Source organism: Thiobacillus denitrificans ATCC 25259 (assembly GCF_000012745.1).
GTDB classification, from domain to species: Bacteria; Pseudomonadota; Gammaproteobacteria; order Burkholderiales; family Thiobacillaceae; genus Thiobacillus; species Thiobacillus denitrificans_B.
This window is the reverse complement of sequence record NC_007404.1, coordinates 2,164,612-2,179,878: the sequence shown is the minus strand read 5'-3', so window position 1 is coordinate 2,179,878 and position 15,267 is coordinate 2,164,612. Positions and strand designations below refer to the sequence as shown.

Genomic DNA, 15,267 nt, shown 5'->3' with positions numbered 1-15,267 from the left:
GAACTCATGGATTGCGCCTCCCTCCGCGCCGGGCAACGCGGCCTGAGCCTGTTCGGTTTCCTGTTCGTCATCGCCATGCTTGCGGTCGTCGCGCTGCTTGCGATGAAACTGGTGCCGGCCTACGTCGAGTTCTTCTCGGTCAAGAAGATCCTTGCCTCCATGGCGCAGGAACCGGACCTCAAGTCGAAGAGCAACGCCGACATCCGCAGTGATTTCATGAGGCGCGCGGGCGTCAGCTACGTCACGGTCGTGAAGCCCGAGGACCTCAAGATCGACCGGCAGGCCGGCGGTCCCGTCATCTCGGCCGAGTATGAGTTCCGCACCCAGCTCGTCGGCAACGTGAGCCTCGTGGTCGACTTCGCCGCGAGCACCGATCCCGCCGCCGTCCGCGACATTGAATAACGCCTTGCTCGACGCGCGCCTGCAGCAGGCGCTCGGCTACACCTTCTCGCGTTCGGGCCTCCTGCAGCAGGCACTGACGCATCGCAGCTACGGTGCGCTCAACAACGAGCGGCTCGAGTTTCTCGGCGACTCGGTGCTCAACTGCAGCGTCGCGCGCGCGCTTTACGACGCCTTCCCGGACCTGCCTGAAGGCAGCCTGTCGCGGCTGCGCGCGAACCTCGTGCGCCAGGAAACGCTTGCCGAGATCGCGGGCGCGCTGCGGCTCGGCGACTCGCTCCGGCTCGGCGAGGGCGAACTCAAGAGCGGCGGCTTCCGCCGCCCGTCCATCCTCGCCGACGCGCTCGAATCGCTGTTCGGCGCGGTGTTCCTCGATGCCGGTTTCGACGAGGCGCAGCGCGTCGTGCGGCGGCTGTTCGATCCGCTCGTCGCGCAGATCGACCCCAAGGCCTCGGGCAAGGACCCGAAGACGCGGCTGCAGGAAATTCTCCAGTCCCGCCGGCTGCCGCTGCCCGAATACCGCCTCGTCGGTACCGAAGGCGAGGCGCACGACCAGAGCTTCATCGTCGAATGCCTGCTCGCCAAGCCGGTGTTGAGCACGCGCGGCACCGGCAAGAGCCGCCGTGCCGCGGAACAGGAGGCGGCGCGCCAGGCCTGCGCCGAATTGCAGCGATGAACGTCTCTACCGAATACCGCTGCGGCCTCGTCGCCATCGTCGGCCGTCCCAACGTCGGCAAGTCGACGCTGCTCAATCGCCTGGTCGGGCAGAAGGTCAGCATCACCTCGCGCAAGGCGCAGACGACGCGTCACCGCGTCATGGGGATCCACACCACCGACAGGGCGCAGTTCGTGTTCGTCGACACGCCGGGCTTCCAGACACGGCACACGAGCACGATGAACCGTGCGATGAACAAGCGCGTGCGCGAAACCCTGTCCGACACCGACGTCGTCATGATGCTGGTCGAGGCAGGGCGGCTCACGCGCGAGGATCGTCAGGTCATGGAACTGCTGCCGAAGGACCGGCCGCTGCTGCTCGTCGTGAACAAGGTCGACCAGGCGAAGGACCGCGCCGCCTTGATGGCCTACCTGCAGCAGGTCGCGGCGGCGCACGCCTTCACCGAGATCGTGCCGGTCTCGGCCAAGCAGGGCAGCAACCTCGACGAACTGCTGAAGACGCTCGAGAAGCATCTGCCGGAGAACCCGCCGCTCTTCGGCGAGGACCACGTGACCGACCAGACCGAGCGCCAGCTCGCGGCCGAGCTCATCCGCGAAAAGGTCTTCCGCCTGTGCGGCGAAGAGATTCCCTACGCCGTCGCCGTCGTCATCGACAAGTTCGAGGAAGAGGGAAACCTGCGGCGCATCTTCGCGACCATCCTCGTCGACCGCGACAGCCACAAGGCGATCGTGATCGGCAAGGGCGGGGAAAAGCTCAAGACCATTTCGACCCAGGCCCGGCTCGACATGGAGCATGCCTTCGACGGCAGGGTCTATCTCGAAGTGTGGGTCAAGGTCAAGGGCGGCTGGGCCGACGACCTGCGCACGCTGAAATCGCTCGGCCTGGATTGACTATTTTTCCCGGGCGCAGGCACGAAGGTGCACGGAAAGAGTCGAATCGCAATCGATGCCCGCCTCGCGGTCCCTAGGCATGTCGAGCGACGCCCGCGTTAACAACGAATCCGGCTTCATCCTCCACACTTACCCGTTCAAGGAAACCAGCGTGGTGGCCGAAGTCTTCACCCGCGCCCACGGCCGCGTCGCGCTGATCGCGCGCGGCGCGCGGCGCCCGGCCTCCGCCTTGCGCGGCCTCATGCAGCCGTTCAGCCCGCTGCTCCTGTCCTGGTTCGGCAAGGCCGACCTCAAGACGCTGCATGCGGCCGAGTGGCAGGGCGGGCTCGTCGCGCCGCAGGGGCGCGCGCTGATGTGCGGGTTCTACCTCAACGAACTGCTACTGCGTCTGCTCGCGCGCGGCGACGCCCACGAGCGGCTGTACGACCGCTACGTCGAAACCCTCGACCAGCTCGCGCGCAGTGCCGCGGCGAGCGACGCCGAACGCGCGACTGCCTTCGAGCGCATCCTGCGCCGCTTCGAGAAAAACCTGTTGTCGGAAATCGGCTACGGCGCGACCTTCGACGTCGAGGCCGGCGGCGCGGCGATCGAGCCCGGCGCCGCCTACGTGTTCCAGCCCGAACGCGGCGCCCTGCGCGCGGCCGGCCAGCCGGGCTGCCCGGTGTCGGGGCAGACCCTGCTCGACCTCGCGGGCGACAGCTTCGAGCGGCTGGCGACCCTGGGCGAGGCGAAGGCGCTCATGCGCGCGCTCATCAACCATACCCTTGGCACCAAGCCGCTTTATACTCGCCAGCTCCTGCGCGAACTCACCGAGCTGAATCCATGATGCCCTCGCCCTTGTCCCACACGCTTTCCGGGCCTCACCGCATTGCGCCGACCTTCGTTTCGCGCGTCTCGCGTCGCGCACGGCTCGCATGGGCGGTGCAATGAGCATCTACCTCGGCGTCAACATCGACCACATCGCGACGCTGCGCCAGGCGCGCAAGACGCGTTATCCGAGTCCGGTCGAAGCCGCGCTCGCGGCCGAGACCGCGGGCGCCGATTCGATCACCCTGCATCTGCGCGAAGACCGGCGCCACATCCAGGACGCCGACGTCACGATCCTGCGGCAGACGCTGAAGACGAAAATGAACCTCGAGATGGCGGTGACCGAAGAGATGCTCGGCATCGCGCTCGAGACCCGGCCTTCGGACGTGTGTCTGGTGCCGGAAAAGCGCGAGGAGCTGACGACCGAGGGCGGTCTCGATGTGGCGGGGCAGCAAGCGAAGATGCGCGACGCCTGTGCACGCCTGGGCGACGCGGGTATCCGCGTCTCGCTCTTCATCGACGCCGACTTCGCGCAACTCGACGCCGCGCACGCCGCGGGTGCGCCGGTCGTCGAAATCCACACCGGGCATTACGCCGATGCGGCGAGCGATGCCGCGCGTGCCGCCGAATTCGAACGCATCCGCCGGGCGGTCGCCTACGGCCGCAGCCTCGGCCTCACCGTCAACGCCGGCCACGGCCTGACCTATCACAACGTGCAGCCCATCGCCGCCTTGCCCGGCATCCATGAGCTCAACATCGGCCACGCGATCGTCGCGCAGGCGCTGTTCGTCGGCTGGAAGGAAGCGGTCGCGGAAATGAAGCGGCTGATGGTCGCCGCGGCGGGGTAGGGCGAGCTCCAAATCGCGGCGCGCCGCGGGTCAGCGATGCCGCCGGCGCGCCATCAGGCCGACGAGGCCGAGGCCTGCGGCCATCAGCGCGTAGGACTCGGGTTCGGGTACCAGGAGCAGCTGACCGCGAATTTCGCCCGTCGGGTTGACCGTGCTGTGCACGTTGACGTACCACAGCTGGTCGAGCAACTGGGCCTCCTGCGTCGCATCGAGGACCGCATTGCCGATCTTCGGCGACCCGAGCGAAAGCGTGATCTGCGGCGCCGCATCGACGCCGGGGATCGCCGGGCCGTGGAAATGCGAGATCGTCTCGGCCCCGAGCAGACCGGAAAAGCTGATGTTCCAGTCGAGAACATTGCTGACGTCGTCGTAGGTCAGCGTACCCGAACCGGTCGCGGTCGAGGACGTGCCCGCCTGGGCGCCGTCGAGCATGGTGACGAATTGATAGGTCAGTGCGCTCGCGGGCGATGAAAACGCCGTGGCAAGCGCGCCGACGACAAGCATTTTGGATACGGGTTGCATGGTTCCCTCCTCGGTCAGGTGGTTCGAATCCGGGATTTCAGCGCGCTCTGACCGGGCCCCGCGACGCTCGCTTGGAGCAGGGCGCGGCGCGGTCAGGACGAAATTCATCCTAGGAGCGGGGCGGCAATAATCAAGCAGGCGATGCGGGGAGGAGGCGGGCCCGCCCAGGTGCGGACCACGGGACGTGGTCCGGCGCGAAGCGGGGGGGCGGCGAACCGCTGGGGAGTAGGGCGGAACCGGTAGCTGCCCTGTTCCGCGAATGAGACAGGTCGGGGCCGGACCAGGCGGCGACGCCGCCGGTCGCGCCGCTTAGCGCAGCACCTTCTTCTTGAGCTTGAGGCGGATGTAGAGCAGCACGATCACCGCGACCGCGCCGAGCGTGATCAGCGTAATCAGATGCAGATTGGCGCGGATCGCCGCCTCGTTGTGGCCGAGGCTGTAGCCGAGCACGGCGAGGATAGTGACCCAGATCCCGGCGCCGAGGCTCGTGTAGAAGCTGAACACGGCGAGGTTCATGCGCGCGAGTCCCGCCGGGAGCGAGATGTACTGCCGCACCGCGGGGATCAGACGCCCGGTGAAGGTCGAGATGTGACCGTGGCGGGCGAAGAAATCCTCCATCCGCTGCAGCGTGTGTTCCTTGACGAGCACATAGCGCCCGTAGCGGAGCAGGAAGCGCCGCCCGAGCTTGAGCGCCAGCCAGTAGTTGAACAGGGCGCCGAAAAGGCTGCCGCCAATGCCCGCGAGGATCGCGAGCACGATGTTCATCTCGCCCTTGTAGGCGAGATAGCCCGCAGGAATCATCACCACTTCGCTCGGGAAGGGGAAGAAGCTCGATTCGAGGGCCATCATCAGGAAGATCCCGAGGTAACCCCAGGCGCCTACGGTGCTGACGATGGTCTGGATCAGGTCGTGGAGCATTTCAGGGGCTAGGGGCTAGGGGCTAGGGGCTAGGGGCTAGGGGCTAGGGGCTAGGGGCTAGGGGCTAGGGGCTAGGGGCTAGGGGCTAGGGGCTAGGGGCTAGGGGCTAGGAAGAATTCGCGGCCTTCGGCCGCTCATTCCCTAACCCCTAGATCCTAGTCCCTGAATCCCGGCCCTAGACAACCGCTTCTTCCTTCTTCTCGACCGGCTTGATGAAGTGCTCGCGCTTGACGCCGAACATCAGCAGGAGCGGGCTGGCGACGAGCACGGACGAGTAGATGCCGAACATGATGCCGATCGTCAGCGCGAGCGCGAAGTTGTGCAGCGCCTCGCCGCCGAAGAACAGCATCGACAGCACCATGATCTGCGTCGAGCCGTGGGTGATGATCGTGCGGCTCATGGTGCGGGTGATCGCGTCGTCGATGATGTGCGGGATCGTCGCGCCGCGCATCTTGCGGATGTTCTCGCGGATGCGATCGAAGACGACGACCGATTCGTTGACCGAGTAGCCGAGGACCGCGAGCACGCCGGCGAGCACGGTCAGCGTGAATTCCCACTGGAAGAACGCGAACACGCCGAGGATGATGACGATGTCGTGCAGGTTCGCGAGCATGCCCGCGACGGCGAAGCGCCACTCGAAGCGGATCGCCAGATAGGCCATGATGCCGAAGGCGACGACGAGCAGGGCGAGGGCGCCGCTGTCGTACAGTTCCTTGCCGACCTGCGGGCCGACGAAGTCGACGCGCCGCAACTCCACACTTGGGTCGACGGTTCTGACCGCCGCGAGCACGCGGTTGCTCGTTTCCGCTGCGTTGATGTGCGCCTTGTTGGGCAGGCGGATCAGGACGTCGCGGCTGGTGCCGAAGGTCTGCACCGAGATTTCGGGCAGCCCGGTCTTCTCGAGTGCGCCGCGGATCTCGGGCAGGTTGGCGGCATGACTCGTCGTGATCTCGATCACGGTACCGCCCGTGAAGTCGACGCCGAGGTTGAGGCCTTTATCCCACAGCGCCCAAATCGCGAACAGGAAAGTCAGGAGCGAAATCGCCGTCGTCGCCTTCCCCCAACTCATGAAGGGGATGGTTTTCTTGAACGGGAATAATTCCAGCATCGCGTAACCCTTAGATCGAAACTTTGGCCAGACGGGGCTGGCGGCCGTAGGTGAGGTTGACCATCGCCCGCGACACCGTCACCGCGCTGAACATCGAGGTCAGGATGCCGAGGCACAGCACGACGGCGAAGCCGCGCACCGGGCCCGAGCCGAGCCAGAAGAGCGCGATGCCCGCGATCAGTGTCGTCAGGTTGGAGTCGAGAATCGTGCCCCAGGCGCGGTCGTAGCCGGCGTGGATCGCGGCCTGCGGCGTCGCGCCGTTGCGCAGCTCTTCGCGGATGCGCTCGTTGATCAGCACGTTGGCGTCGATCGCCATGCCGAGCGTCAGCGCGATCGCGGCCATGCCGGGCAGCGTCAGCGTCGCCTGCAGCATCGACAGCAGCGCGATCAGGAAGAAGCCGTTGATCGCCAGGGCGACCGACGAGAAGAGGCCGAACACGCGGTAATAGATCGTCATGAACGCGACGACAGCGAGGAAGCCCCAGATGTTGGAATGGAAGCCTTTTTCGATGTTTTCGGCGCCCATGCTCGGTCCGACCGTGCGCTCCTCGACGATCTGCATCGGCGCGGCGAGCGCGCCGGCACGCAGCAGCAGCGCGACGTCGGAAGCTTCCTGGGCCGTCTCCATGCCCGTGATCTGGACCCGGCCGCCGCCGATTTCCTCGCGGATGACCGGCGCGGTGATCGCCTCGGCGATACCTTTTTCGATCAGCAGGATCGCCATGCGCTTGCCGACGTTCTCACGCGTCACGTCCTTGAAGATGCGCGCGCCCTTGCCGTCGAGGTTGATGTGCACCGCCGCCTGCGCGCTCGTGCTGTCGAAACCGGGGGCGGCGTCCGTGATCGAGTCGCCGGTCAGCACGACGTCCTTCTTGACCGCGATCTTGCCGCCTTCGCGGCTGGCGACGATCTCGGCGCCGAATGGCGCCTGGCCCTGTTCGACGAGCAGCGGATCGGCCTGTTCGTCGACCATGCGCACCTCGAGCGTCGCCGTGCGGCCGAGGATGTCCTTGGCCTTGGCCGTGTCCTGTACGCCCGGCAGCTGCACGACGACGCGATTGGCGCCCTGCTGCTGGATCACGGGTTCGGCGACCCCGAGCTCGTTGACGCGGTTTCTCAGCGTGGTGATGTTCTGCTGCAGCGCGAATTCCTGCACCTGCTTCTCGGCTTCGGGCTTGAGGCGCGCGGTCAGCAGGAAGCCGTCGTCGAGGTCTTCGGCCGCGAAGCCGAGGTCGGTGAAGACCGCAGCGAGCTTGTCCGCCGCCGCGTCACGCTGGTCACGCGTCGCGAAACGGACGACGACCGCGTTGCCCTCGCGGCTGATCCGGCTGTAGCGGATCTTGTCCCCCCGCAACTCGGTGCGGAAGTCGTTCTGGTAGCGGACAGCGGCTTTTTCGAGTGCCGCCTTCATGTCGACTTCGAGCAGGAAGTGCACGCCGCCGCGCAGGTCGAGGCCCAGATACATCGGCAGCGCGTTGAGCGTCGAGAGCCACGCGGGGGAGGCCGAGACGAGATTCAGCGCGACCGTGTAGCGCTCGCCGAGCCCGTTCTGCAGCACGTCCTTGGCCTTGATCTGGACGTCGGTGCTGGCGAAGCGCGCCTTGATGCTGTTGCCCGCGAGTTCCACGCCGCTCGTCGGCAGCGACGCCGTCTTCAGGAGCGCCTCGACGCGGCCGAGCAGGGCTGTGTCGACCGTTTCGCTCGTGCGCACGGGCGAAACCTGGACCGCGGGCACCTCACCGAAGAAATTCGGCAGCGTATAGAGGAATGCGACCACCAGCGTGACGCCGATGAGCAGGTATTTCCAGAGCGGGTAGCGGTTCATGTGTCGGGCGAGTGCGGGTGGCGAAAGAGAACGGCGTGCCGTCTCGGCTTAGAGCCCCTTGATCGTGCCCTTCGGCAGCAGCGTCTGGACCGACTGCTTCTGCACGTGGACGACGACGCCGTCGGCGATTTCGAGCGACACGTATTGATCGCCGATCTTGGCGATCTTGCCGACCTGGCCGCTCGCGGTGACGACTTCGTCGCCCTTCGCGAGTTCCGACAGCATCTTCTTCTGTTCCTTCGTGCGCTTCATCTGCGGGCGGATCAGCATGAACCAGAACAGGATGAAGATGATGATGAGCGGCAGGAAATCGGCGATTCCCGGCGTGGCGGCGGGAGCGGCAGTCTGGGCGTGGGCGAGCGAGATCATGGCGTTGGGCGTGGAGTCAAAACCCACGGATTCTAGCACGCGGCGATTGCGGCCTCAGAGGCACCGACCCGGGCCGCGGAAGGGTCCGAGCCGCTCGCGCGTGCCGGGGTGGCTGTCGAGCAGGCCGGTGTCCGAGGCGTCGTCGTCGATGCGTCCGAGAATGGCGGCAAAACGCGTGGGCGGAATGCAGGCCGTGTTCAGCCAGGCCAGCGCGTAGGCGTCGGCCTCGCGTTCCATGTCGCGCGAATAGCCACTTTGCAGCCGCAGGCTCGGCAGCCCCGCGGCGAGGTCGGTGACGCTGCCGATATCGCCCGTGACGGCAACGAGGATCGCGCCGGCGCCAAGGCTTTGCAGCGCCATGCGCAGGCCGTGGCGATGCCGGACGTGGCCGAGCTCGTGCGCGACGACCGCGAGCAGCTCTTCGTCGTGGCGGGCGAGCCCGACCAGCGCATCGGTCACGACCACGGTGCCGCCCGGAAGCGCCATGGCATTGGCGCCGAAGAGCTTGCTGTCGCGGAACAGCAAGCGGTAGGAAGGACAGGTCTGCCTGCGGCACTGGTCGGCGATCTTCTGCGTGAGGGCCTGTTGGCGCGCGGCTGGCAGCGTGCTCGGTGACAGGCTGAGTTCGTCCATGAGCGCCAGCGCTTCTTCGCCGATCCGCTCGTCGACCCAGCCGGGCAGCGCGTGCGCGGCGAGTTGCGCGACGGCCGGCACGCCCCAGCGCAGCCCGGCGGTCACGATGAGGATCGAGACGACGAGCGCGGCAAGCGCAAAGCCCAGCCGGCTTTCGAGCAGATGCGCCCAGCGTTCGGGGCGGGCGGATGCACTGAGCCGGCTGAGTTCGAGCAGCGCCGCGGCGTCGGCGCTATGCAGCTCGCGCGCGTCGGGCAGATGCACGACGCTGCGCGCTTGCCCTGCGGGCGGCGCGACCTGGACGCGGTCGAGCGACACCGCGAAATCGACGGCGCCGCCGCGCACGCGCAGGTGGCCGGCGTCGACGCTGGCTTCGACCGCGTGCGCGCGCGACGTCTCGCCGTCGAAGTAATCCGCCGCGAAGCGGATCACGTCAGCCCGAAATTGAGGTCGAGCAGGTCGGCCATCTCCGAGCCAGTGGCGGTGCTGCTCTGGTGCTGGCCGGCGACGAAGCCGCCGAGGTCGTGCGGGCCGTTGACCGTCAGGCTGCGGGCGCGGTATCGCGCCAGGCGCACCTTCGCCCAGGGAATGAAGAGGCCGAGCGTCAGTGCGATCAGCACGAGGTTCGACAGGTAGATCCAGATCAGGTCACGGGCACGCTGACGCGAGGCGAAACCGACCGGGCCGAGAGCCGCGCCGTTGTATAGCAGGTTGGCGGTGCGCGCCTGGATCAGTGCGCCGATCACCGGAATCATCAGGTAGAACACGGCCATGCCGGCGAGCAGATAGCTGCCGGCCGCGGCGGCCGCCGTTTCCGGAGGGATGCCGGCCGCACGCAACGCATACACCTGATACGCGCCAAACGCGATGATCGCGAGCGGCAACAGGATCAGGCCGAGACTCAGCAGATAAACGCCCCAGAAAGGCTTGTGCGAGCCCTCGTAGCGCGCGCCGGTCTGGCCGTAGACGGTGTTCCCCGCGATGAACCTGACCTGGCGGTAGGCGACGTAGGGCAGGATCAGGCCGAGCGTGAACGGAATCAGCAATTGCAGGCCGATGAAGATTCGTGCGGCCTCGCCGACGGATCCGGTGAAGTCGAAGCGCAGGCCGCGATAGGCGCTCTGGCGCGCGTGGAAGCGCAGGCTGTTGACGATGATCCACGGCAGCAAGACGAGAAACACAAGCATCAGCACGATCGCGAGCCGCGGGGCGAAATACGAGGTCGCGTAATACGCGGCGATCGCAGCGAGCGCGATCAGCCGGCCGCGGAGAATCTGCAGCGGCGTGGCGAGATAGGAAAACACCTGGTCGTCGAGGCGGGTATGGCCGTAGAACCAGCGCAGGGTGCGCACCTTGGCCCAGGCTGAATAAATGCCGAAGGTGACGAGCGTGAGTGCGATGTTGACGATCCAGATGACGAAGTACTCGCGGCCGGTGCCGGTGAACTGCATCGGATACTGCTTGGTGAGCGACATGTTTGTTCCTCCCTGAGTGGTTTGTCGTTATGTCGTGGGTGCGTCAACGGCAGCACCGGGACGATTCTTGACAAACCCCGGGGGAAGAATTTCTGTCAGGCCACGGCCGTCACCATCCGAGCGCCTGCGTCGCGTGGAAGCGGGCGACGAATTCCGAAAAGCGCTGTGCGTCGATTGCCGCGCGCACCTCGGCCATCAGCCGGTGGTAGTAATGCAGGTTGTGCAAGGTGGTGAGCCGTGCGCCGAGGATCTCGCCGGCGCGAATCAGATGGTGCACGTAGGCGCGCGTGAAATGGCGGCAGGCGTAGCAGTCGCATTCTTCGTCGATCGGCGCGGTGTCGAGCTTCCAGCGTGCATTGCGAATGCGGATTTCGCCGCGGCGCGTGAACAGGATGCCGTGGCGCGCGTTGCGCGTCGGCAGCACGCAGTCGAACTGGTCGATGCCGGCCGCCACCGCCGCAACGAGATCGGACGGCGTCCCCACGCCCATCAGGTAGCGCGGCTTGTCGGCGGGAAGCTGCGGCGCGGTGTGCGCGAGAATGCGCGTCATGTCGTCCTTCGGCTCGCCGACCGAGAGGCCGCCGATCGCATAGCCGTCGAAGTCCATGCCGATCAGTTCGCGCGCCGACTCGTCGCGCAGGGCTTCGTACATGCCGCCCTGGACGATCCCGTACAGCGCGTTCGGATTGCCCGCGTGCGCCGCCTTCGAGCGCGCCGCCCATCTCAGGCTCATCCGCATCGAATCGGCCGCCTGCCGTTCCGTCGCGGGGTAGGGCGTGCACTCGTCGAAGATCATGACGATGTCGGAATTGAGCGTGCGCTGGATCTGCATCGAGGTTTCGGGCGTCAGAAAGAGCTTGTCGCCGTTGGTCGGCGAGGCGAATTTCACGCCCTCCTCGGTGATCTTTCTGAGCTTGCCGAGGCTGAACACCTGAAAGCCCCCCGAGTCGGTGAGGATCGGCTTGTCCCAGCCCATGAAGCGGTGCAGCCCGCCGTGTGCCTCGATCACCTCGAGCCCCGGCCGCAGCCACAGGTGGAAGGTGTTGGACAGCAGCATCTCGAAGCCGATGTCGGCGATTTCCGTCGGCGACATCGCCTTCACCGTGCCGTAGGTGCCGACCGGCATGAACACCGGCGTCTGCACGACCCCGTGCGCGAGATGGAGTTGGCCGCGCCGTGCGCCGCCGTCGGTGCGGAGGAGGTCGAATTTCATGCGGGCGTTTCCAGACTGGCTTTTTCGAGGAACATCGCGTCGCCGTAACTGAAGAAGCGATAGCGCTCGGCGATCGCGTGCGCGTAGGCGCGGCGGATCGTCTCGATGCCGCTGAACGCCGAGACCAGCATCAGCAGGGTCGAGCGCGGCAGGTGGAAATTGGTGACGAGCGCGTCGACCGTGCGGAAGCGGTAGCCCGGCGTGATGAAGATCGCGGTCTCGCCGACGCCGGCCTCGACCGAGCCTGACGCGGAAGCCGCCTCGAGTGCGCGCAGGCTCGTCGTCCCGACCGCGACGACCCGCCCGCCGCGCGCCCGCGTCTCGGCGATCGCCGCGACCGTGGCGGCGGGGACCGTGTAGCGCTCGCTGTGCATCACGTGGTCGGCAACCTCGGCGACCCGCACCGGCTGGAAGGTGCCGGCGCCGACGTGCAGCGTCACCCGTGCCGTCCGCACGCCCTGCGTCTGCAGTGTCCCGAGCATCGCCGCGTCGAAATGAAGCCCCGCCGTCGGCGCCGCCACCGCGCCGGGTTCGTTCGCGTACACGGTTTGGTAACGCGCTTCGTCTTCCTCGGTCGGCGCGTGTTCGATATAGGGCGGCAGCGGCAGCCGGCCGCAGCGGTCGAGCACGTCGAGCACCGGCGCAGGAAAATGCAGGCGCGTCAGGTCGTGCTGCTTGTCGAGGACGTCGAGCGCGACATCGTCGGCGAGGCGGATGCGCGCGCCCGGTTTGGGTGCGTGGCTGGCGCGGATGAACGCCAGCGCCTCGAATTCGCCGGTCACGCGCTCGACCAGAAGTTCGACCCTGCCGCCCGAATCCTTCTCGCCGAAAAGCCGCGCCTTGATCACGCGCGTGTCGTTCATGACGAGCAGATCGTCGGCGCCGAGCAGCGTTGGCAGCTCGCGAAACATGCGATCGTGAAGCGCCCCCGCCGCCGTGACGTGCAGCAGCCGGCTTGCGCCGCGGACGTCGGGCGGGAACTGCGCAATGAGATCCGGGGGAAGTTCGAAGTCGAAATCGGCGACACGCATGGGCCGCGATTATAGCGGTCGCCTTGCGGGCGTTCGCCCGATTCGGCGATAATGCCCGGCTTCTGTCGCCGGACGCGTTCGCGTCCGGCACCCGGCCGGGATGGCGGAATCGGTAGACGCAGCGGATTCAAAATCCGCCGCTGGAAACAGTGTGGGGGTTCGAGTCCCCCTCCCGGCACCAAGTGGACGTAGCAAGCAGCAGCAACACGCAACACAAACCCGCATATGGCAATGGAGTGCGGGTTTTTTGTTGCCTCATGCAGTTGCATGGCATAGCATGGAAATACCCACAGAACGAGGGTACGGCGGCGGGTACATGTCGAACGCGCCAAGCCGATACCCTCAGAAACGGTATCCCATGCCACTAACCGACACCGCGATCAAGAAAGCCAAGCCCTCGGTCAAACCCTACAAGCTCACTGACGGGGGCGGGCTGTACCTCCTTGTCACCGGGACGGGGCGTTACTGGCGCTACAACTACCGATTCGGCGGCAAGTTCAAGACCCTTGCTCTGGGCACCTATCCCGATGTGAGCCTGGGACGCGCCCGAGAGAAGCACGCCGACGCGCGCCGGCAGTGGGCGGACGGCATTGACCCTGGCGCGCTGAAGAGAGCCGCCAAGGTACGTGCCGCCGAATGCGCGGCCAACAGTTTCGAGGCGGTAGCGCGCTCATGGTTTGCCAAGGCCTACGCCGACAAGGCACAGACGACGCGCGACAAGACCCTCACCCGACTGGAACAGGATGTCTTCCCGTGGATTGGGGCGCGGCCAGTGTCGGAGATTAAGGCGCCCGACGTGCTCGAGGTGATCCGGCGCATCGAGCAGCGAGGGGCCCTCGACATTGCCCGACGGGTGTTCAACTACATCAGCCGCACGCTGCGCTATGCCGATAGCCACGGCATGGTCGACCGGGACGTGTCGGCCAGCATCGATTTAAGCCTCGTGCTCACCCAGCGCGAAACCCGACACCACGCCGCCATCACCAGCCCGCAGGCAGTCGGCGGCCTCATGCGCGCAATAGACGGGTTCACCGGCGGATTCGTTACTCTGTGCGCCCTGAAACTCTCCGCGCTGACCTTCGTGCGCCCCGGCGAGCTGAGGCATGCCGAGTGGGAGGAGTTCGACCTCGACGGCGGGACCTGGAGCATCCCCGGCCGCAAGATGAAGATGGACAACGACCACATCGTCCCGCTGTCCGCTCAGGCCCTGGCGATCCTGCGCGAGCTGCACAACCTCACCGGCCGGGGGCGCTACGTCTTCCCCTCCGAACGCGGCGGATCGCGCTCGATGAGCGAGAACACCGTCAACGGAGCCTTGCGCCGGCTCGGCTTCACCAAGGACGAAATGACGGCCCACGGCTTCCGCGCGGTGGCGCGCACGCTGCTCGACGAAGAGCTCGGATTCCGGCCTGACTTCATCGAACACCAGCTGGCGCATGCCGTGAAAGACCCGAACGGCCGCGCCTACAACCGTACCGCGCACCTGGGCGAGCGTCGGAAAATGATGCAGGCCTGGGCCGATTACTTGGACAAGCTGAAAGCGGGGGCCGACGTGATCCCGCTACGTGGAAAAACCGCCGCCTGACGGCCTCAGGCAAAGCGGGCTGGACGGGTGCGCGAACACCCGTCCAGTCCTGACCACACCGCAACCTATCGAGGAGATTGCATCATGGCTGCACGTCATTCTAGCCGTTCACTTAGCATCACGAGCGAGAAACATCCGCACCACCACTATGCCCGCGGGACACGGAAAGCGCTGATTCACCACGGCATCACACGCGAAGGACCGTTCCCCGGGGATCCCGGCGAGAAGAAGACAGTCTGCCGCACGACCGACCCGCACGGGCGCGCGATTATCATGCGCCGCAATTCCAAGACGACATTCAGCGTGTGGAGGGACTGGAGCGAGGAAGAAAAGACATTTCTCGAAGCACAGCGTGCTCGCGAAAACAGAATCAAGCGTGCCCATGCCTTTGTGGCCTCATGGGCTGTGTCGGTCGATGCATACCGAGAGGAGGCGCTTGGAAATGCGGATGCCGTCCTCTGGGGCCTGGAGAGCATGATGGTTGACGGGTACCGAGGCGGCTACCGGCTGAACGATGACGCGGCCAGTCGGTTCGTTGTGTTGATCGACGAAATGAAGCACCTCCTCGAGGCTGAGCGCTTCGTCATGGATCAGAAGCTACGGGACAAGCACACGCCGGCATGCGTTCTCAAAGCCGCGAAGGCAGCCGAGGGCAGCGCGCTGGCTCAACACGGTGACAATGTTGTTCCGTTCCCGCTCGACCCATATCGGTCCCCTTTGTGCCTCGGTCGCGCGGCCTCGCTTTCTCTGCAGTGAAAGGGGAAAACATGAAGAAAACCACGACCAAGGCGCGCCGTCGGCGCGCCGCAAAAATCCGTGTCACGTCGACCGGCAAACCGCCACTGTCCGGCGCCGAGGCGTTCGCTCGGCTGTTGATGGCGGTTCAAGAGTGCGGCAATCCAACCTCCTCGCCGCGATCCGACAGATAGGCGAAACCGTTCAGCCACCCATAGCCTGGCCAGGCGAAA

Annotated in this window: 17 protein-coding genes and 1 tRNA gene; 9 read left to right on the top strand and 9 right to left on the bottom strand. The window is 66.2% G+C overall.

The annotated features are described in order from the left end of the window. Window positions 1-6: 6 nt before the first annotated feature. The 5 genes from TBD_RS10480 to pdxJ all read left to right on the top strand — a co-directional run bounded on the left by TBD_RS10480 (window position 7) and on the right by pdxJ (window position 3,620). Window positions 7-402, top strand: coding sequence for a DUF4845 domain-containing protein (locus tag TBD_RS10480; RefSeq protein ID WP_011312599.1), 396 nt, complete (start codon window positions 7-9; stop codon window positions 400-402). Beyond that, on the top strand, window positions 395-1,075 hold the full coding sequence (gene rnc, locus TBD_RS10475) for a ribonuclease III (RefSeq protein ID WP_011312598.1): 681 nt from the start codon (window positions 395-397) through the stop codon (window positions 1,073-1,075). Before TBD_RS10480 ends, rnc begins: the two co-directional genes overlap by 8 nt. After that, the gene (gene era, locus TBD_RS10470; RefSeq protein ID WP_011312597.1) at window positions 1,072-1,965 is read left to right on the top strand and encodes a GTPase Era; all 894 of its coding nucleotides are present in this window, start codon (window positions 1,072-1,074) and stop codon (window positions 1,963-1,965) included. The genes rnc and era overlap by 4 nt, the downstream gene beginning before the upstream one ends. Before the next feature lie 79 nt (window positions 1,966-2,044). Continuing rightward, window positions 2,045-2,791, top strand: coding sequence for a DNA repair protein RecO (gene recO / locus TBD_RS10465; protein WP_041432699.1), 747 nt, complete (start codon window positions 2,045-2,047; stop codon window positions 2,789-2,791). 100 nt (window positions 2,792-2,891) lie between these two features. Next, entirely contained in the window at window positions 2,892-3,620 is a 729-nt protein-coding gene (gene pdxJ, locus TBD_RS10460) for a pyridoxine 5'-phosphate synthase (RefSeq protein ID WP_041432698.1), read from the top strand. Window positions 3,621-3,650: 30 nt separating this feature from the next. On the opposite strand, the gene TBD_RS15150 is transcribed toward pdxJ, so the two are convergent. The 9 genes from TBD_RS15150 to queA all read right to left on the bottom strand — a co-directional run bounded on the left by TBD_RS15150 (window position 3,651) and on the right by queA (window position 12,714). Next, window positions 3,651-4,142 carry a CHRD domain-containing protein gene (locus tag TBD_RS15150; protein ID WP_187147194.1) on the bottom strand — a complete coding sequence of 164 codons (492 nt, stop codon included), beginning with the start codon at window positions 4,140-4,142 and terminating at the stop codon, window positions 3,651-3,653. Window positions 4,143-4,451: 309 nt separating this feature from the next. Beyond that, window positions 4,452-5,060 carry a DedA family protein gene (locus TBD_RS10450; protein WP_011312593.1) on the bottom strand — a complete coding sequence of 203 codons (609 nt, stop codon included), beginning with the start codon at window positions 5,058-5,060 and terminating at the stop codon, window positions 4,452-4,454. 175 nt (window positions 5,061-5,235) lie between these two features. Next, on the bottom strand, window positions 5,236-6,168 hold the full coding sequence (gene secF, locus TBD_RS10445) for a protein translocase subunit SecF (protein WP_011312592.1): 933 nt from the start codon (window positions 6,166-6,168) through the stop codon (window positions 5,236-5,238). Window positions 6,169-6,178: 10 nt separating this feature from the next. Beyond that, on the bottom strand, window positions 6,179-7,993 hold the full coding sequence (gene secD, locus TBD_RS10440; protein ID WP_011312591.1) for a protein translocase subunit SecD: 1,815 nt from the start codon (window positions 7,991-7,993) through the stop codon (window positions 6,179-6,181). Window positions 7,994-8,041: 48 nt separating this feature from the next. Further along, window positions 8,042-8,362, bottom strand: a complete 321-nt coding sequence (yajC, locus tag TBD_RS10435; RefSeq protein ID WP_011312590.1) for a preprotein translocase subunit YajC — start codon at window positions 8,360-8,362, stop codon at window positions 8,042-8,044. Between the two features lie 54 nt (window positions 8,363-8,416). Further along, window positions 8,417-9,427, bottom strand: a complete 1,011-nt coding sequence (locus tag TBD_RS10430; protein ID WP_011312589.1) for a M48 family metallopeptidase — start codon at window positions 9,425-9,427, stop codon at window positions 8,417-8,419. After that, window positions 9,424-10,470 (bottom strand): YjgN family protein, encoded by a 1,047-nt coding sequence (locus TBD_RS10425; protein WP_011312588.1) that lies wholly within the window; start codon window positions 10,468-10,470, stop codon window positions 9,424-9,426. Before TBD_RS10425 ends, TBD_RS10430 begins: the two co-directional genes overlap by 4 nt. 109 nt (window positions 10,471-10,579) lie before the next feature. Next, the gene (tgt, locus tag TBD_RS10420; RefSeq protein ID WP_011312587.1) at window positions 10,580-11,683 is read right to left on the bottom strand and encodes a tRNA guanosine(34) transglycosylase Tgt; all 1,104 of its coding nucleotides are present in this window, start codon (window positions 11,681-11,683) and stop codon (window positions 10,580-10,582) included. Further along, window positions 11,680-12,714, bottom strand: a complete 1,035-nt coding sequence (gene queA, locus TBD_RS10415) for a tRNA preQ1(34) S-adenosylmethionine ribosyltransferase-isomerase QueA (protein ID WP_011312586.1) — start codon at window positions 12,712-12,714, stop codon at window positions 11,680-11,682. Before queA ends, tgt begins: the two co-directional genes overlap by 4 nt. A gap of 94 nt (window positions 12,715-12,808) precedes the next feature. Here queA and TBD_RS10410 point away from each other — a divergent pair. From TBD_RS10410 to TBD_RS15010, 4 genes are all read left to right on the top strand, one after another. Continuing rightward, window positions 12,809-12,895: transfer RNA gene (locus tag TBD_RS10410), tRNA-Leu, on the top strand. A gap of 177 nt (window positions 12,896-13,072) precedes the next feature. Continuing rightward, window positions 13,073-14,299: a tyrosine-type recombinase/integrase gene (locus tag TBD_RS10405; RefSeq protein WP_041432697.1), complete on the top strand. Its 1,227-nt coding sequence runs from the start codon at window positions 13,073-13,075 to the stop codon at window positions 14,297-14,299. 84 nt (window positions 14,300-14,383) lie between these two features. Beyond that, on the top strand, window positions 14,384-15,055 hold the full coding sequence (locus TBD_RS10400) for a hypothetical protein (protein WP_041432696.1): 672 nt from the start codon (window positions 14,384-14,386) through the stop codon (window positions 15,053-15,055). 11 nt (window positions 15,056-15,066) lie between these two features. Continuing rightward, window positions 15,067-15,228, top strand: coding sequence for a hypothetical protein (locus TBD_RS15010; RefSeq protein WP_187147193.1), 162 nt, complete (start codon window positions 15,067-15,069; stop codon window positions 15,226-15,228). The last annotated feature ends 39 nt before the right edge of the window (window positions 15,229-15,267 follow it).